This is a genomic window from Halorubrum sp. ARQ200 (assembly GCF_005435115.1).
Classification (GTDB): Archaea; Halobacteriota; Halobacteria; order Halobacteriales; family Haloferacaceae; genus Halorubrum; species Halorubrum tropicale.
In genome coordinates this window covers 283,683-299,159 of sequence record NZ_SGTZ01000001.1, presented here as the reverse complement: position 1 = coordinate 299,159, position 15,477 = coordinate 283,683, and the positions used below count along the sequence as shown (strand labels likewise).

17 protein-coding genes are annotated in these 15,477 nt (G+C 71.8%); 7 read left to right on the top strand and 10 right to left on the bottom strand.

The genetic code is table 11. The features are described 5' to 3' along the window. Positions 1-23 precede the first annotated feature (23 nt). Both EXE50_RS01600 and EXE50_RS01595 read left to right on the top strand, forming a co-directional pair. Positions 24-518: a phosphopantetheine adenylyltransferase gene (locus tag EXE50_RS01600; RefSeq protein ID WP_053772129.1), complete on the top strand. Its 495-nt coding sequence runs from the start codon at positions 24-26 to the stop codon at positions 516-518. After that, positions 515-973 carry a hypothetical protein gene (locus EXE50_RS01595; protein ID WP_137704166.1) on the top strand — a complete coding sequence of 153 codons (459 nt, stop codon included), beginning with the start codon at positions 515-517 and terminating at the stop codon, positions 971-973. The genes EXE50_RS01600 and EXE50_RS01595 overlap by 4 nt, the downstream gene beginning before the upstream one ends. 19 nt (positions 974-992) lie before the next feature. Here EXE50_RS01595 and EXE50_RS01590 read toward each other — a convergent pair whose 3' ends face one another. The 5 genes from EXE50_RS01590 to EXE50_RS01570 form a co-directional block, all read right to left on the bottom strand. Then, complete coding sequence (locus EXE50_RS01590) at positions 993-2,438, bottom strand: FAD-dependent oxidoreductase (protein WP_137704165.1); 1,446 nt, start codon at positions 2,436-2,438, stop codon at positions 993-995. 92 nt (positions 2,439-2,530) lie between these two features. Then, entirely contained in the window at positions 2,531-2,974 is a 444-nt protein-coding gene (locus EXE50_RS01585; RefSeq protein ID WP_121598950.1) for an RNA-binding protein, read from the bottom strand. Between the two features lie 21 nt (positions 2,975-2,995). Next, a complete protein-coding gene (locus EXE50_RS01580) occupies positions 2,996-3,184 on the bottom strand; it encodes a hypothetical protein (RefSeq protein WP_017342881.1) in 189 nt (62 codons plus the stop codon). Positions 3,185-3,284: 100 nt separating this feature from the next. After that, positions 3,285-3,866, bottom strand: coding sequence for a hypothetical protein (locus tag EXE50_RS01575; protein WP_173228113.1), 582 nt, complete (start codon positions 3,864-3,866; stop codon positions 3,285-3,287). A 102-nt stretch (positions 3,867-3,968) separates the two neighbouring features. Beyond that, positions 3,969-4,163: a methytransferase partner Trm112 gene (locus EXE50_RS01570; protein ID WP_199236359.1), complete on the bottom strand. Its 195-nt coding sequence runs from the start codon at positions 4,161-4,163 to the stop codon at positions 3,969-3,971. Between the two features lie 141 nt (positions 4,164-4,304). Between EXE50_RS01570 and EXE50_RS01565 the strand changes: the two genes are divergently transcribed. Further along, positions 4,305-4,586, top strand: coding sequence for a ribonuclease P protein component 4 (locus tag EXE50_RS01565; RefSeq protein WP_053772134.1), 282 nt, complete (start codon positions 4,305-4,307; stop codon positions 4,584-4,586). 6 nt (positions 4,587-4,592) lie between these two features. Here the strand turns inward: EXE50_RS01565 and EXE50_RS01560 are convergent, their stop codons facing one another. The 3 genes from EXE50_RS01560 to EXE50_RS01550 all read right to left on the bottom strand — a co-directional run bounded on the left by EXE50_RS01560 (position 4,593) and on the right by EXE50_RS01550 (position 6,872). Further along, a complete protein-coding gene (locus EXE50_RS01560; RefSeq protein ID WP_053772135.1) occupies positions 4,593-5,273 on the bottom strand; it encodes an HAD-IIB family hydrolase in 681 nt (226 codons plus the stop codon). A gap of 131 nt (positions 5,274-5,404) precedes the next feature. Further along, positions 5,405-6,577: a Cdc6/Cdc18 family protein gene (locus tag EXE50_RS01555; RefSeq protein WP_137704164.1), complete on the bottom strand. Its 1,173-nt coding sequence runs from the start codon at positions 6,575-6,577 to the stop codon at positions 5,405-5,407. Positions 6,578-6,668: 91 nt separating this feature from the next. Beyond that, complete coding sequence (locus EXE50_RS01550; protein WP_053772137.1) at positions 6,669-6,872, bottom strand: hypothetical protein; 204 nt, start codon at positions 6,870-6,872, stop codon at positions 6,669-6,671. A gap of 154 nt (positions 6,873-7,026) precedes the next feature. Between EXE50_RS01550 and EXE50_RS01545 the strand changes: the two genes are divergently transcribed. Continuing rightward, complete coding sequence (locus EXE50_RS01545; protein WP_137704163.1) at positions 7,027-7,425, top strand: hypothetical protein; 399 nt, start codon at positions 7,027-7,029, stop codon at positions 7,423-7,425. A 112-nt stretch (positions 7,426-7,537) separates the two neighbouring features. Here the strand turns inward: EXE50_RS01545 and EXE50_RS01540 are convergent, their stop codons facing one another. Beyond that, on the bottom strand, positions 7,538-8,704 hold the full coding sequence (locus EXE50_RS01540; protein ID WP_077152306.1) for a hypothetical protein: 1,167 nt from the start codon (positions 8,702-8,704) through the stop codon (positions 7,538-7,540). Further along, positions 8,705-10,243, bottom strand: coding sequence for a glycerol kinase GlpK (gene glpK / locus EXE50_RS01535; RefSeq protein WP_121598956.1), 1,539 nt, complete (start codon positions 10,241-10,243; stop codon positions 8,705-8,707). It lies immediately after the preceding gene. Between the two features lie 371 nt (positions 10,244-10,614). On the opposite strand from glpK, the gene glpA reads away from it, so the two are divergent. From glpA to EXE50_RS01520, 3 genes are read left to right on the top strand one after another with little or no spacing between them, the layout of a single operon-like run. Continuing rightward, complete coding sequence (gene glpA / locus EXE50_RS01530) at positions 10,615-12,447, top strand: anaerobic glycerol-3-phosphate dehydrogenase subunit GlpA (RefSeq protein WP_137704162.1); 1,833 nt, start codon at positions 10,615-10,617, stop codon at positions 12,445-12,447. Beyond that, positions 12,447-13,826: a glycerol-3-phosphate dehydrogenase subunit GlpB gene (gene glpB, locus EXE50_RS01525; protein WP_137704161.1), complete on the top strand. Its 1,380-nt coding sequence runs from the start codon at positions 12,447-12,449 to the stop codon at positions 13,824-13,826. The genes glpA and glpB overlap by 1 nt, the downstream gene beginning before the upstream one ends. Beyond that, positions 13,823-15,391 carry an anaerobic glycerol-3-phosphate dehydrogenase subunit C gene (locus tag EXE50_RS01520; RefSeq protein WP_137704160.1) on the top strand — a complete coding sequence of 523 codons (1,569 nt, stop codon included), beginning with the start codon at positions 13,823-13,825 and terminating at the stop codon, positions 15,389-15,391. Before glpB ends, EXE50_RS01520 begins: the two co-directional genes overlap by 4 nt. The last annotated feature ends 86 nt before the right edge of the window (positions 15,392-15,477 follow it).

Here is a 15,477-nt window from a genome sequence, read left to right as displayed (position 1 = left end):
TTCGACCCGCGTAACGGAGAGGCATGAACGTCGCGCTGGGGGGTACGTTCGATCCCGTTCACGACGGCCACCGCAAGCTGTTCGAACGGGCGTTCGAGCTGGGTGACGTCACCGTCGGGCTCACCTCCGACGAGCTGGCGCCCGAGACCCGACACGTCGAGCGGTACGTCCGCCCCTACGACCGGCGCGAGCGCGACCTCGAAGCGGAGCTGGCCCCGCGCGCCGAGGCGCACGGCCGCGACTACGAGATCCGCGAGCTGACGGAGCCGACCGGCATCGCGGTCGAACCGGAGTTCGACGCGTTGATCGTCTCCCCCGAGACAAAGGCGGGCGGCGAGCGGATCAACGAGATCCGCGCCGAGCACGGCCGCGACCCGCTCGACCTGGTCGTCGTCGATCACGTGGCGGCGGAGGACGGCGAGCGCATCTCCTCGACGCGGGTCGTCGCGGGCGAGATCGACGAACACGGCAACCTCACCCCCGACCGAGAGGGGCGGGGCGCGACGCGTCCGGAATGACCGACAGCGACGCGAGCGAGGCGGACGCGGCCGCGTCCCGACGCGCGGCGCTGCGCCAGATCGCCCTCGGCGAGACCGGCTTCGAGCGGGCGACGGTGTGGAGCGCGGTCGGCTTCGCGCTGTCGTACGCGGCCTTCGACGCGACGGCCGCGGTCGGCGTCGGCGACCCGGCGGTCGTCGGGGCCCTGGCCGCGGTGACGGCGGTCGCCGCGGTCGCGTTCGCGGCGACCGGGGGCGGCGCGTTCCCGGCGATCCTGCTGACGTACGGCCCGTTCGCGGGGACGTTCCTCCGGGGACTCGGCCCGGAGCCGTACGTCCTCCCGTTCACCGCCGGCGGCCCGGCCGCCGCCGCGTTCACCGCCCCGCTCGCGCTCGCCGTCGCGGTCGCGGTCGCGGTCGGCGCCGCGTCGACGGTCGTCGGGTACGTCTTCTCGCGCATCGCCGCGTCGCGGTAGGGGACGGAATCCCCCCGTCTCAGTCGTCGAGCGTCCCGTTCAACACCTTCGCGGCGACGAGTATCGGGTCCCACACCGGGCTGAACGGCGGCGCGTACGCGAGGTCGAGCCGCTCGATCTCCGGGACCGTCATGTCCGCCTCGATGGCGGTCGCGAGCGTGTCGATCCGGACCGCCGCGCGGTCGGTACCGACGATGCTCCCGCCGAGCAGCCGTCCCGTGTCGCGGTCGGCGACGAGCGTCACGTCCGTCTCGGCCGCGCCGGGATAGTAGCCGGAGCGCGACCCCGCGGTCACCGTCTCGCTCACCGGGTCGAACCCGGCGGCCTCGGCCTCGTCGCGGTCCAAGATTCCGACGCGAGCGGCCTCGGCGTCGAACGCCTTCACCGCCGCCGTACCCGCGATGTCGCCGACCGGCGTCGGGTCGCCGGCGACCGTCGCCCCGATCGCGCGCCCGGCGCGGTTCGCGGTGAGGCCGAGCGGGACCCAGTCCGGCTCGCCGGTCACCGCGTGGCGCGCGGTCGCGCAGTCGCCCGCGGCGTACACGTCCGGAAGGCTGGTGCGGCCGTGATCGTCGACGCGGACCGCTTCGCCGGGCCCGAGGTCGACCCCGGTGCCGGCGAGCAGGTCGGTGTTCGGCCGGATCCCGACGCCGACGACCGCCATGTCGACGGGGACTCGCTCGGAGGCCTCGCCGCCGCCGCGTCCGACCTCGATCGCCTCGATCCGGCCGTCGCCGACGAGCGCGTCGACCGGGGCGTCGGTGTGGACGGTCACGCCCTCGGCTTCGAGCGCCGCCTCGACGCGGTTCCCGACGGTCTCCCCGAACGGCGAGAGGAGGTGGCCCGAGCGGTGGAACACGTGGACGTCCAGCCCGCGCTCGGTGAGGGCCTCGGCGACCTCGACGCCGACGTACCCGCCGCCGACGACCGCGGCGGTCTCGGGGGCCGGCATCGCGGCGTTGCGGTCGACGCGCTCGCGGTCGACGGCGCTCACGTCTGCGCGGGCCGCGTCGTAGGCGTCCGGCTCGGAGACGTAGGCGTCGATGGCGGCGGCCGCGTCCATGTTGTGTAACGTGAACGCGCCGTCGACGCCGCGTACGTCGAAGGGACCGGTGGTCGCGCGCGCGCCGGTGGCGACGAGCAGGTCGCCGTACGCCCGCTCGAAGCGGTCGCCGTCGGACGTCTCGACCGTCACGCGCTTCGCGTCCGGGTCGACGGCGACGACCTCGCGGCCTCGCCGGAGGTCGATCCCCCGCTCGTCGACCTCGCTCGGCGACAGCGACAGGAGGTCCGACATGCGGTCGACGTAGCCCGCGATGAAGTACGGCATCCCGCAGTAGGCGTACGATATCCACCGGCCCTTCTCGAAGACGACGGCCTCGCGGTCGGGCGCCTCGCGTCGGAACTTACTGGCCGCACTCAACCCCGCCGCGTCGGCCCCGACGACCACGAACGGATCGCTCATAGCCGGATATCGACGGGGCGGGTGAAAAAGTCACGCCGCGGGTGCGGGCCGGGCACGCGACCGGGCGGGTGCGGGCGCGGGGCGCGGAGCGGTCAGTCGCCGTCGTCGTCAGCCAGCCGCGAGAGGGTCTCGCGGGCGTTCGCGACCGCCTTCTCCTTTTTCGCCGGGTACGCTTCGACCTTCGTCCGGACGGTGACCCCCGGGCCGAGCCTGACGTCGCCGCGGAACGCCGCCTGCTTGTCGACGCGGAGGAACAGCGCGCAGTTGTCGTCGACCCGCTCGTCGAGCTCGTCGAGGACGCGGTCGAGGTCCTCCAGCTCGGAGAGCCGGTCGAGGACGTGGCGCATCTCGTCGGCCCGCTCGACCCGGGCCGAGAGCACGACGATCCGGTCCCCGTGGTGGCCCGCGTTCTCGACGCGGTCGAGTTCGACGTCCTCGGGCAGGAGCGAGCGGAGCGCCTGCTCGACGCGTTTGACGTCCTCCGTGGCGTACGAGAACGCGCGGAGGTCGACGTAATGGAAGGGGACTTTCGGCATGCGGTACGGGTGGAGGCGGCGTTACTCCTCGCTCTCGACGGCGTCGAGCGCGTCCTCCGGGACGCCCGTCTCCTGGCCGTCCTCGAAGCTGACCGTGTACGTCGCGTCGCCGAACATCGTCTCCATCACCTGCGTGATCTTCCCCGTCTCGCCGTCGTACTCGCTGTGTTTGTCGTGGAGCACGACCTCGTCCTCCTTCTCGAAGCTCATGGCGATTCGTTCCGCCGGGACGGTTAAAAGCGCGCGGATCCCGACCGAGACGGAGGTGCGAGTCGGCGGCGGCGGTCTCGGGGAACCGCTCCCCGTCGCCTCACGTCACGGCGAGCAGCGCCGCGCCGAACGCGATCATCAGCGCGAGCCCGACCGCGAGCCAGACGAGGGCGCTGTCGACGGCGACCGCGACCGCGACCGCGGCGCCGACCGCGACGAGCCCGAAGACCGCGCCCGCGACCCCGCCGCTCCTGACGAGGCGGTCGAGCGCGTTCACCGCGCGCTGCCCGGGCGGAATCTCCGGGGGCCGCTCCGGGGGCGCCGAGAAGGTCTCGTCGACCGCGACCGACTCGCTCGGGGTCTCGGGCGACGGGTCGATCCGAACGTCGACGTACGCCGTGTTCGAGCCGTAGCCGGTGACGATCTTCAGTTTGCCGCGGACCGGTTCGTCGACGTCGGCCGTCGAGACGTGGACGCGGCGGGTGGCCTCGTCGGCGACGAAGTGGTTGCCGTCGTCGAGCGCGGCCGCCCGGTCGAGGTCGTCGTCGAAGTGGAGGTGGACGTGCGTCGAGCGCCCGCTGTTCTCGAGCACGACCGGGAACGGTCCGTCGGTGACGAACGAGTCCGGCGCGTCGATGTCGTGGACCGCCTCCCCGTTCAGTTCGACGTCGAGTGTCGGCACGAGTGGGACCACGACCCCGCACTAAAAAAAGATTCACACGACCGAGATGTTCCCGGAGACGCGGCGGCCGATCGCCGGAGCGCGGGCGGACGGTCGGGTCCGCTACGCCGCCGCCTCTTCGCGCATGTCCGGCGGCAGGAGGTTCGGGATCCCGTCCTCGATGGGGTACGTCTCGCCGCACTCCGTACAGGTGAGCGTCCCCGCGAGCACCTCCTCGTCGTCCGCCTCGTCGGCGTCGAGTTCGAGGGTCGCCTTGTCGAGCGGACAGCAGATCACGTCCATCAGGGATTCCTTCATACCGCTCAGTTGGAGTGGACCGATAAAAAAGCGTGCGGGTCGCGACCGTCGCGCCGTCTCGGACCGGCCGACCGGGGCGCCGCGGCGCCGTGGTCACCTCGGATAACAACCTCTTTGCCGCCGCGCGCCGCCCTCCGTGACATGGGCATCCCGGCGGAGCGGATCGAGCGGCTGTTCGCCCTCGCGCGCGAGGCGGTCGTCGACGACGAGTACGACCGCGCCCGCGAGTACGTCGCCCGCGCCCGCCGGATCGCCGAGCGGAACCGCTGCGGCGTTCCCAGCGAACTCTCTAGGCGCGCCTGCGACGACTGCGCCGTCTACCTCCGTCCCGGGAAGACGAGCCGCGTCCGGACGCGACCCGGGCGCGTGGTCGTCCGCTGTACGGAGTGCGGCGCGACGGCGCGGTACCCCTACGAGGAGTGACCGCGGCTACTCCGCGCGCTCGCGCAGCCGGTCGAGCACCGAGGCCGTCCCGTCCATGAACCCCTCCGAGACCACCTCGTCGGCGGCCTCGCGGGCCGCGTCGTCCGCGTTGGCGACGGCGTACGACTCGCCGGCGACCTCGAACGTCGAGACGTCGTTCTCGCTGTCGCCGACCGCGACGAACTCGTCGGCGGCGAGCCCGAGCGCGTCGGTGACGACGCCGAGCGCCCGCCCCTTGCTCACGCCCGTCGACTTCACGTGGTAGGCGTAGCCGGTGTCGACGACCTCCACGTCGTCGACGGCCGCGGCGACCTCTCGCAGGAGCGCCTCGTCGGCGTCGGGCGAGCACGCCACCTCCGTCTCGCGCCAGCGGTTCACCGTGTCGCCGTCCCCCCACCCGACCTCGCCGCCGCGCTCGCGAAACGCCTCGACGACGGCCCGCGCCGCGTCCGGGTCGCCGACGACCGTCGTCTCGCCGTCGACGTACGCGACGCCGCCGTTCTCCGCGATCACCGTCTCCTCGCGGCCGAGGAAGTGCGCGAGCGCGACCGGGTACGGGAACGCCTTCCCGGTGGCGAAGACTATCGGGGCGTCCCAGTCGGGCAGCAGCTCGAAGGCCCGCGGGTCGATCCGGTGGTCCGGCGTCGTCAGCGTGCCGTCGATGTCGAGCGCGAGTGGCGGGACCATACCCCGAGTCGGCGGCTCGGCGACAACTGTCTTCCGTTCGAACGAAGCGCGGTCGGGTCGGCCGCGCGCCGTCCGCACGCGGGGCGCCCGCCCGGGACGAGCGCGGAGCGCAGCCGAGGGGTCGAGCGGCGCTACCCGGTCCGGACGCGGCGGTCGAACAGCTCGCGGAAGACGACCGTCGGGAACAGCGGCACGAGCCGGCTCGGCGGCCGGCCCTTGCCGTCGCTCCGGTGGACGGTGACCCGTTCGAGCAGGCCGGCGTCGGCCAGCTCGTAGAGGACGCGCCGCACCGTCGACGCCGACAGGTCGACCCCGGGGCGCCCCGCGATGGCCTCCGTCGCCATCCCCACGGTCGACCGCTCCTCCTCCGTGAGTCCGGCGAGCTCGTAGAGGAGCCGCTGGCGGCTCTCGGGCAGCGCGAGGACGCGGCCCAGCGCCACGCAGGGGCGCGGGACCCCGTCGGTGCCGGCGTCGACGTCGCCCGCTCTGACCGTGGACGCGCCGGCCCGCTCCGCGTTGACAGCCGCGCCCATCACGGCGGCGAGCGCGTCGTGGGCGTCGCCCGCGGCCCACTCGACTATCTCGCGGATCTGGTCGTGGCTGAGCGCGTCGCGGCCGAGCCCGGTCGAACACCGGCTCGTCAGCAGCTCGACGAGCACGTGCCGGCGGTACTTCGCGAACTCGACGGTGGTCTCCGGCTCCCAGTCGACCGCGTCCGGCGGGTCGCGGCCGATACAGGCCGGCGTGAGCTGCTCGCCCACGTCGGTGAGCCAGTCGACGAGCGTCGCCGCGGTCGGCGTCTCGGCCTCGTTCGTGTGGTCGACCGCGACGACCAGGTCGGGCCCGGTGCGCATCGCGTCGCGCAGCGAGTCGGCCAGGTCCTCGGTACCGATCCCGTGGTCGGGGACGTGTTCGTCGCTCATCGCGGCCAGCATCGCGTGGTACAGTCGGAACCGGGTCGAGGCGTTCCGCGCGTCGACGTACACGAACCCGGGAATCGTCGGCTCGACCGCCCGCGTAGTCGTCTGGATCGCCCGGCGCGGGCCGCTGTGGCTCGCGAGTCGGTCGAACAGCGCGGAGACGACCGCCGACTTGCCGCTCCCCTTCGGTCCGTACACGTAGACGCTCGGCGGGAGCGACCCGGAGAAGGCGGGTTCGAACACGTCGAGGAGCCGCTCTATGGCCGGCCCGCGGCCGACCGGCGAGTCGACGTGTCTGACCGGAGACACGGCTTCGAAGTCGGCGAGGACGCTCATGCCGGCGTCGTAGCCGAGCCGCCGCTCGATCCGGTCGTCGATGTTCACGGTCGACCCTCCGGGATAGTCGAACAAAACGGCCCCGAATCGGGACCGGACGACGGCCCTCGGGGCGGACCGCTTCGCTCGCCTGAGCCGCCTACCAGTGGGCGGGCTTGTACCGGTTGATGACGACCGTCGAGACGACGAAGACGACCCCGCTGATGACGCCGGCGATCGCGCCGACCGCCAGCCGGACCGCGGGCGTCCCCTCGGAGACGAGCGCCGTCACGACTGCCACGGCCCCCATCACGACGAGGAGGTTCCGTCGGTCCCGCCGGTCCAGCCCGATCCGGTCTAGCATACCACGTCGTCTCGGCCGGGGCAGTTAAACGCCCCGCGTTCGGCTCGCGACCGCGTCCCGTCGGGCGGGCGGGCGGCGCCGCGGTCCTCCGCGGGCGACGGTCGAGGTCGGGGCGATGGAAACCTATACGACCGTCGGGCGGACTACGACGGGTATGTCGAACGAGGCGGCCGTCGAGACGCTGCACACGGTCGACGACAGGAGCAAGGTCGTCGCGGTCCTGTCGACGGCGGCCGCGTTCGGGGCCGGGATGCTCGCGATCGGCGACATCGAGTTCGTCTCGATCGCCGCGGCCGCGTTCGGGATCGGCGTCCGCTTCGCGTCCGTCTGGGCGGGCGTCCGCGCCTTCGTCGACGACGACGCGGTGACGATCGCCGACCAGCCCTCCGCGGGGAGCTTCCACCACGGCGCGACCGGCGTCGCGCTCGCCGCGGCCGGCGCGACCGCGCTCGTGGGCCGTTCCCTCGGCGTCGAGGTCGTCCCGATCGCCGTCGCCGCGGCGGCCGTCGGCGTCGTCGGGTTCCTCGGGCTCTCGGTGCTGCTCCCCGACTGAGTGACGTGCGCGCTCGGCCGTGGTATCGTGCGTGCCGCTCGTCGACCGGTTCCGAGCGACCGCGGGTGAGCGAGGTTCCATGTTAAAAAGTGCTGCCGGGTGTGAGGTCGCGTTAGATTCCCGTGCCGGGGATCCAGACGCCCCAGTTGAGCAGCCCCGCGATGACCAGCAGGCCGATCGTCAGCGTCCAGACGACGATGGCGGCCGCCGGCGGGTCGAGGTGGGTGTCGCCGTGCGCGTAGAACACCCGCTGTGACGCCTCGCCGGCGAGCGCCGCGAACACGCCGAACAGGGCGCCGAAGAGCAGCGCGGGCGCGGCGCCGAACGCCAGGGGCGCGGTCAGGTCTCCGGCCGACAGGTCCGTGAGCATCAGGATTCCCTCCTGCCACGTCGCGAGGAACGCGGTCGCCCCCGCGAGCGTCATGTGGTGGGTGACCGGGATGCGGTCGACGCCGAGGTTCAGGAACAGCAGCGACGCCGCGCTGATCCCGAAGCCGGCGAACACGGCGATGAGGCCGTGCCCGCCGCTGATCATGTTGTACGTGATGACGCCCGCGCCGAGTCCGGTGAAGAAGCCGATCGCGGCGACGTGCGACCACTTGTACATGTTCGGCAGCCACGGCTCGACGGCGAGGCGGTCCTCGCTGGCCTTCCCGCCGTCGCCTTTGACCTCGCCGGGCTCGCGCATCTCCTCGCGCTCGAACGGCCCCATGTCGAAGTAGCCGTCGGCCTTGTCGCTGACCTTGCCGACGATGCTGTAGCCGAAGACGGCGCGGACCACGAGCGCGCTGATGACGATGCTCACCGGGATCGGGTCGACCGGGAGCGCGAGCTGTCGGGAGATCTGTTCGATGAGGACGCCGAAGACGCCGAAGACGGCCCCCACGGCGAGGACGTCCGGCTTACTCCCCAGCGCGAAGCCGATGTCCTTCGCGTTGTGGTAGTCGAACCCGGACTCCATGTAGCCCTTGTCGGCCGCGTACGCGGCCGCGGCGGCGCCGCCCGCGAACGAGATGTGCGGGCCGAACACCGGGCCGAAACCGACGTCGACGCCGAATCCGCCACCCCCGAGCGAGCCGCCGATGACGAGGAACCCGGTGAAGATGAACGCCGGCAGCGCGCCCAGCGCCGCGCCGAACGCCCCGCCGGCGAGCGCGCCGAGCAGGATGGTCGGGTCGGTGAGGCTCTCGATCACGTCGGTCGGCGCGCCCGGCTCGTAGCCGACCTGTAGCACGGTGTCGGCCGCGACGGCCAACTCCGGGAGCAGTTCGACGCCCATCTACTCGTCCTCCTCGTCTATCGCCCAGTTCTTCGAGCGTTCGACCGCGTCGTCCCAGCGGCTGTACAGCTTGTCGACCTCGTCCTGCGACTTCTCCGGGGTGAACTCGCGGTCGATCTGCCAGTTGTCGCGGAGCTCGTCGACGGTGTCCCAGTAGCCGACCGCGAGCCCGGCGGCGTACGCCGAGCCGAGGGCGGTTGTCTCGTCGACCTCCGGTCGCGCGATCTCCGTCTGGATGATGTCGGACTGGAGCTGACAGAGGAAGTTGTTCTTGACCGCGCCGCCGTCGACGCGGAGGCTCGTCGTCTCCACGCCGGAGTCGGCCTCCATGGCCTCGGCGATGTCGCGGGTCTGGTAGGCGATCGATTCGAGCGTCGCCCGCACGATGTGCTCCTTGCTCGTCCCGCGCGTCATTCCGACGATGGTGCCGCGAGCGCGACCGTCCCAGTGCGGGGCGCCGAGCCCCGTGAACGCCGGGACCATGTAGACGCCGTCGGTCGAGTCGACCGACCGTGCCAGCTCCGCGGTCTGGGCCGCGTTGTTGATCAGGTCGACGTCCTCGAGCCACTCGATGGCGGCGCCGGTGATGAAGATGGACCCTTCGAGCGCGTACTGGACGGGCTCGCCGGACATCTGGAACCCGATCGTCGTCAGCAGCCCGTGGTCGGACTCGACGGCGTCGGTGCCGGTGTTCATCAGGTAGAACGAGCCGGTGCCGTAGGTGTTCTTCGCGTCGCCCTCGTCGAAGCAGGTCTGCCCGAACAACGCGGCCTGCTGGTCGCCCAGCGCCCCGGCGACCGGGACCTCCTCGCCGAGGAAGCCGTCCGGGTCGGTGTGGCCGTAGTAGTCCTCGTCGGAGGACGGCCGCACCTCGGGCACCATCTCCTTCGGCACGCCGAACTCGTCGAGCAGCTCGTCGTCCCACTCCAGGTCCCGGATGTTGTACAGCATCGTCCGGGAGGCGTTGGTGACGTCAGTGATGTGGTTGCCCGTCAGGTTGTAGATGAGCCACGAGTCGATGGTGCCCATCACGAGTTCGCCGGCGCGGGCGCGGTCGCGCAGGTCGCCGCCGCGCGAGCTCTGCATCTTCAGCGGCTCGGCGTTGTCGAGGATCCACTCCGTCTTCGTCGCGGAGAAGTACGCGTCGGCCTCGAGGCCGGTCTTCTCGCGGATCTCCTCGACCTTGTCCGCCTCTTGGAGCTCCTCGACGCGGTCGGTCGTCCGGCGGTCCTGCCAGACGAGGGCGTTGTGGACCGGCTTCCCGGAGTCCTTGTCCCAGACGATCGTCGTCTCGCGCTGGTTGGTGATGCCGATGGCGTCGAGCTGGTCGGCGTCGAGGCCCGCGTCCGCGAGGCCGTCGAGGACGACCTGCTGGGTGTTCTCCCAGATCTCTATCGGGTCGTGTTCGACCCAGCCCGGGTTCGGGTAGATCTGTTCGTGCTGTTCGTAGGCGTTCGCGACGACCTGGCCCTCGTGGTCGAACACCATGAATCGAGTTCCGGTCGTCCCCTGGTCTATCGCACCGACGTACTGTGTCATGTTGTGGATCCCTCCTGTGGCGCTGGTCCGTGCGCGGCGATGACCCGCTCTCCCTCGCCGTCGAGGGAGAGTTCGGGCTCGCGTCCGCCGCCGCGGCGCGCGACCGATCGGTCAGGCCCGTCCGGAGCCGACCCGAGACGGTCGCGAGACGCGCCGCGGCATATCTTCACGGAAGCTACCACGCCGATCGTGAACATAATGTACTACCATAATAATCTTCCTGTTGGAATCCCGGTTCCGACGCGAGTGAAAAAGTTCAATACGTAAATCCGTCGACTGCGTCAGCGACTATAGTACTTGAATGACCCTGATAATTACTGTTAGGGCCCACCGGGAGGTAAAGTAAAGTGGACGTGGTCCAAGGACCTCGCATGGACAGACAAGTGGACGTCGTGGTCGTCGGTGGGGGCTCGACGGGGTGCGGCGTCGTCAGGGACCTGGCGCGGCGCGGACTCGACACGGTCCTCGTCGAGAAGGGGAACCTGACGCACGGCACGACCGGACGGATGCACGGACTCCTTCACAGCGGGGGCCGGTACGCGGTCTCCGACCAGAAGAGCGCGAAGGAGTGTATCGAGGAGAACAGGGTCCTCCGCGACATCGCGGCCCACTGCGTCGAGGAGACGGGCGGGATGTTCGTCAAGCGGCCCGAGGACTCCGAGGAGTACTTCCAGGAGAAGCTGGAGGGGTGTAAGGCGTGTGACATCCCGGTCGAGGTGATCGACGGAGAGGAGGCGCGGCGCCGCGAGCCGTACCTCGCGCGCGACGTGGAGAAGGCGATCGCCCTGCCGGACGGCGCGGTCGACCCCTTCCGGCTGTGCGTGTCGAACGCCGCGGACGCCCGCGAGCACGGCGCGCGGATCGAGACCCACGCCCCGGTGACGGACGTGCTCGTCGAAGACGGGGAAGTCGTCGGCGTCGAGATCGAACACGAGACCGGGCCGGGCAAGCGCGTCCACCGCGAGCCGGGGACGACCGAGGAGATCCGCGCGCGCCACGTCGTTAACGCCACGGGCGCGTGGGCGGGCAACGTCGGCGAGATGGCCGGCGTCGACGTGGAGGTCCGCCCCTCGAAGGGCGTGATGACCGTGATGAACACCCGGCAGGTCGACACCGTGATCAACCGCTGCCGGCCGAAGGGCGACGCCGACATCATCGTCCCCCACGAGACCGCCTGTATCCTCGGCACGACCGACGAGGAGGTGGACGACCCGGAGGACTACCCCGAGGAGGAGTGGGAGGTCGACCTGATGATCGAGACGCTCTCGGAGCTGGTGCCGGAGCTCAGGGACGCGCGGACGCTCCGCTCCTTCTGGGGCGTTCGCCCGCTCTACGAGCCTCCGGGAACGGGCACCGAGGACCCGACCGACATCACGCGCGACTACTTCCTCTTGGACCACGGCGACCGCGACGACCTCCCCGGCATGACGACCATCGTCGGCGGGAAGCTCACCACCTACCGGATGATGGCCGAGTCCATCTCCGACCACGTGTGCGAGACGCTCGGCCACGAGGCGACCTGCGACACCGCCGACGCGCCGCTCCCGGGCTCGGAGAGCGAGGCCCGCATGGAGGAGCTGATGGACGAGTTCGGCCTGCGCTCGCCGGTCGCGCGCCGCTCGGGCCAGCGGCTCGGCTCCCGGGCCGACGACGTGCTCGACGAGTACGACCCGAACCCGATCGTCTGTAACTGCGAGAGCGTCACCCGCGCGGAGGTCCGGGACGCGATCGGCGAGGCCGGCTCCGACCTCAACGCGGTCCGCCTCCGCACCCGCGCCTCGATGGGGAACTGCCAGGGCGGCTTCTGTACCCACCGGATCGCCGCGGAGCTCGCCGAGGAGTACCCCGAGCCGGTCGTGCGGGACGCCGAGGACGAGCTGTACCAGGAGCGCTGGAAGGGCCAGCGCCACGCGCTGTGGGGCGAGCAGCTCTCGCAGGCGATGTTGAACCACATGCTCCACGCGACCACGATGAACCGCGACGGCGATCCCGCGAACCTCGACGAGGAGGTCGACTTCGGCGCGTTCGACGCGGGCGCGGGGGCGCCGAGCCCGGGCGATTCCGACGGGGAGACCGGAACCGCCGCGGCGGACGGTGGCCGCGCAGATGACGACGCGGCGACCGATGGCGGCCGCGCAGATGACGACGCGGCGACCGATGGCGGCCGCGCAGATGACGACGCGACCGCCGACGGAGGTCGCTGATGGCGATCAACAGCGACGTGCTCGTGATCGGCGGCGGGCTCGCCGCGGTCACGGCGGCGGTGTCGGCCGCCCGCGAGGGCGCGGACGTGCGGCTCGTCTCCCACAAGGCGAGCACGCTGCGGCAGGCCTCCGGGCTGATCGACGCGCTCGGCTACGTCCCGGCGACCGAGCCGGCGAAGCCGCTCCGCGACGGGCCGCCGACCGCGGGCCGCGAGCTCGACCGCGACGAGTGGCCGGACCCGGAGGGGCCGCTCGCCGACCCGTTCGAGGGGATCGAGCGGCTGCCGGAGTCGCACCCGTACCGGGTGGTCGGCGCGGACGCGCTCCGCGACGGGCTCGCCCTGTTCGACGACCTCGCGGGCGACGCGTACCGCGGGGGCCACACCGACCGCAACGCGCTCGTCCCGACGTTCGGCGGCGCAGTGAAGCCGACCGCGCGGTACCCGGCCGCGGCCGAGGCCGGGCTCGCGAGCGACGAGCGGCCGATGCTGATCGTCGGGTTCCGGTCGCTGACCGAGTACGACGCGCGCGCCTTCGCCGGGCGCTTGGAGGCGGCGGGCGTCCCGTTCGACGCCGCCGGCGCGGAGGTCGAGTTCGCGGAGGCGTTCCGCGCCGGCGCGAAGATCACCCGGCTCGCGAAGGCGCTCGACCACGACGAGGACATCGACGGCGTTCCCGCCCGCGAGGCGCTGGCGAAGGCGGTCGCGCCGCACCTCCACGACGTGGTCGACGCGGACGGCGGCGTGGACCGCGTCGAGCGCGTCGGCTTCCCGGCGTTCCTCGGCGACGACCGGGGCGACGAGGTGCGCGCGGAGCTCGCCGACCGGCTCGGCGCCGACGTGTTCGAGGTCCCGATGGGACCGCCGAGTCTCCCGGGACTCCGTCTGGAGGACCGCCTGTTCGACGCGCTCGACGCCGAGGGCGTGCGGTTCGAGACCGGCAACCCCGTCGTCGGCGTCGAGTCCGCGAGCGACGGGCGGGTCGAGTCGGTCGCGGTCGACCGGAAGGGTCGGACGGCGCCGTACGGCGCCGACGCGTTCGTGCTGGCGACCGGGGGGCTCGTCGGGAAGGGGCTCGACTCCGACCGCGAGGGCGTCCGCGAGCCCGTCTTCGACCTGTACGTCGACCAGCCGGACGACCGGTACGAGTGGTTCGTCGACGACGCGTTCGGCGACCAGCCGTACGCGCGGTTCGGCGTCCGGCCCGACGAGCGGTGTCGGCCCACGGACGCCGACGGGGAGGCGCAGTACGAGAACGTGTTCGCGGCCGGCGGCGTCGTCGGCGGCGCGGACGCGGCGCGAGAGAAGTCCGCGAGCGGGGTGTCGCTCGCGACCGGCCTCGCGGCCGGGCGGCAGGCGGCGACGGAGGCGAGCCAATGACACGAGACACGGCGGACGACGGCGACGGGGGGGACGCGAACGGGACGACCGAACCGAGCGGCGGACGCGGCGGGGGCCGCGGGCGCGCCGGGTGCGGGAACTGCGGCTGCGGGGAGCCGAGCCCGGGCGTCCCCGAGGCGGGCCGCGACGAGCAGCCGTCGATATTCGTCCCTGACGAGGGGGAGGTCCCGGACGACGGCGCGGGGGCGGCCGCGGACGCGGCCGGCGCCGCGGAGCGCGCCGCCACCGACGGCGGCGTCGAGAGCGCGTCGGGCGGCAGCGACTCGACCGAGCTCGACCCGGACGCGTACGACCCGGTGGACGTGTTCCCCGGCGGCGACCTCGACCTCCGCGAGGGGGCCGACTCCTGTTACAAGTGCACGAGCTGCGACACCTCCTGTCCGGTGGCGGAGGTCGACGACGAGTTCCCCGGGCCGAAGTTCCAGGGCCCGGAGCAGTGGCGGCTCAAGCGGAAGGACGACCACGACATCGACGAGTCGATCACCTCCTGTTCGAACTGCATGCGCTGTGACGACGCCTGCCCCTCCGGGGTGCCGCTCTCGCAGATGCACAACGAGGCGCGCGGGCAGTTCGTAGAGCGACAGATGGAGAAGCTCTCGATGGAGTACGTTCGGAACCGAATCTTGGCCAACTACCGCACGTCGGCGAGCCTCGCGAGCATGTTCCCGCGGACGGCGTCGTTCGCGATGAACTTCGGGCCCGCCCGGTGGGCGATGGAGAAGGTGATGGGGATCCCCAAGGAGCGCGACTTCCCCGAGTTCGCCACGGAGACGTTCCGCGAGTGGTGGAAGGCGCGCGGTGGCGCGCAGGTCGAAAATCCCGACAAGCGCGTGGCCTACTTCCACGGCTGTTACTCCAACTACAACACCCCCGAGGTCGGGAAGGCCATGGTCCGCGTCTACGAGCACTTCGGCTACGAGGTCATGGTGCCGCCCCAGAAGTGCTCGGGCACGCCGATGTTCGCGAACGGGATGCTGAAGGACGCCCGACGCCACGCCGAGACGAACGTCGAGAACCTCGTCGCGGCCATCGGCGAGGGCGCGGACGTGATCGCCTCGTGTACCTCCTGTTCATTGTCGCTGCGCCAGGAGTACCCGGAGCTGTTCGACCTCCACGGGATCGAGGACCTCGCCGAGCACACCTTCGAGGCGCTGGAGTACCTCCGGATCCACGAGGACCTGGAGGGCGAACTCGACGCGGCCGGCGGGCTCGACGACGAGCGCGCGTTCGCGTACCACGCGCCGTGTCACGCGCGCAACCAGGGGCTCTCCCGGCAGGCGGTCGAGACGTTCCGCGGCGTCGACGGCGTTCGGATGGAGGACGTGGGCGACTCCTGTTCGGGGATCTCCGGGACGTACGGCTGGAAGGAAGAGAAGTACGAGAAGTCGATGGAGATCGGCGCGGAGATGTTCGAGCACATGGAGGACGCCGAGGGCGAGGTCGGCATGACGGAGTGTCCGACCTGCGCGATGCAGATGGAGCACGGCACCGGCTACGAGATCGAGCACCCCCTGCAGCTGCTCGAGGACGCGCTCGGCGCGTAGGCGGGGCCGTCCATGACCGGGGGTAAACGCCGCCGAGACGGCGCCTCCGCGGACCGCGCTCGCGCCGCGTCTCGTCGCCGGCGCGC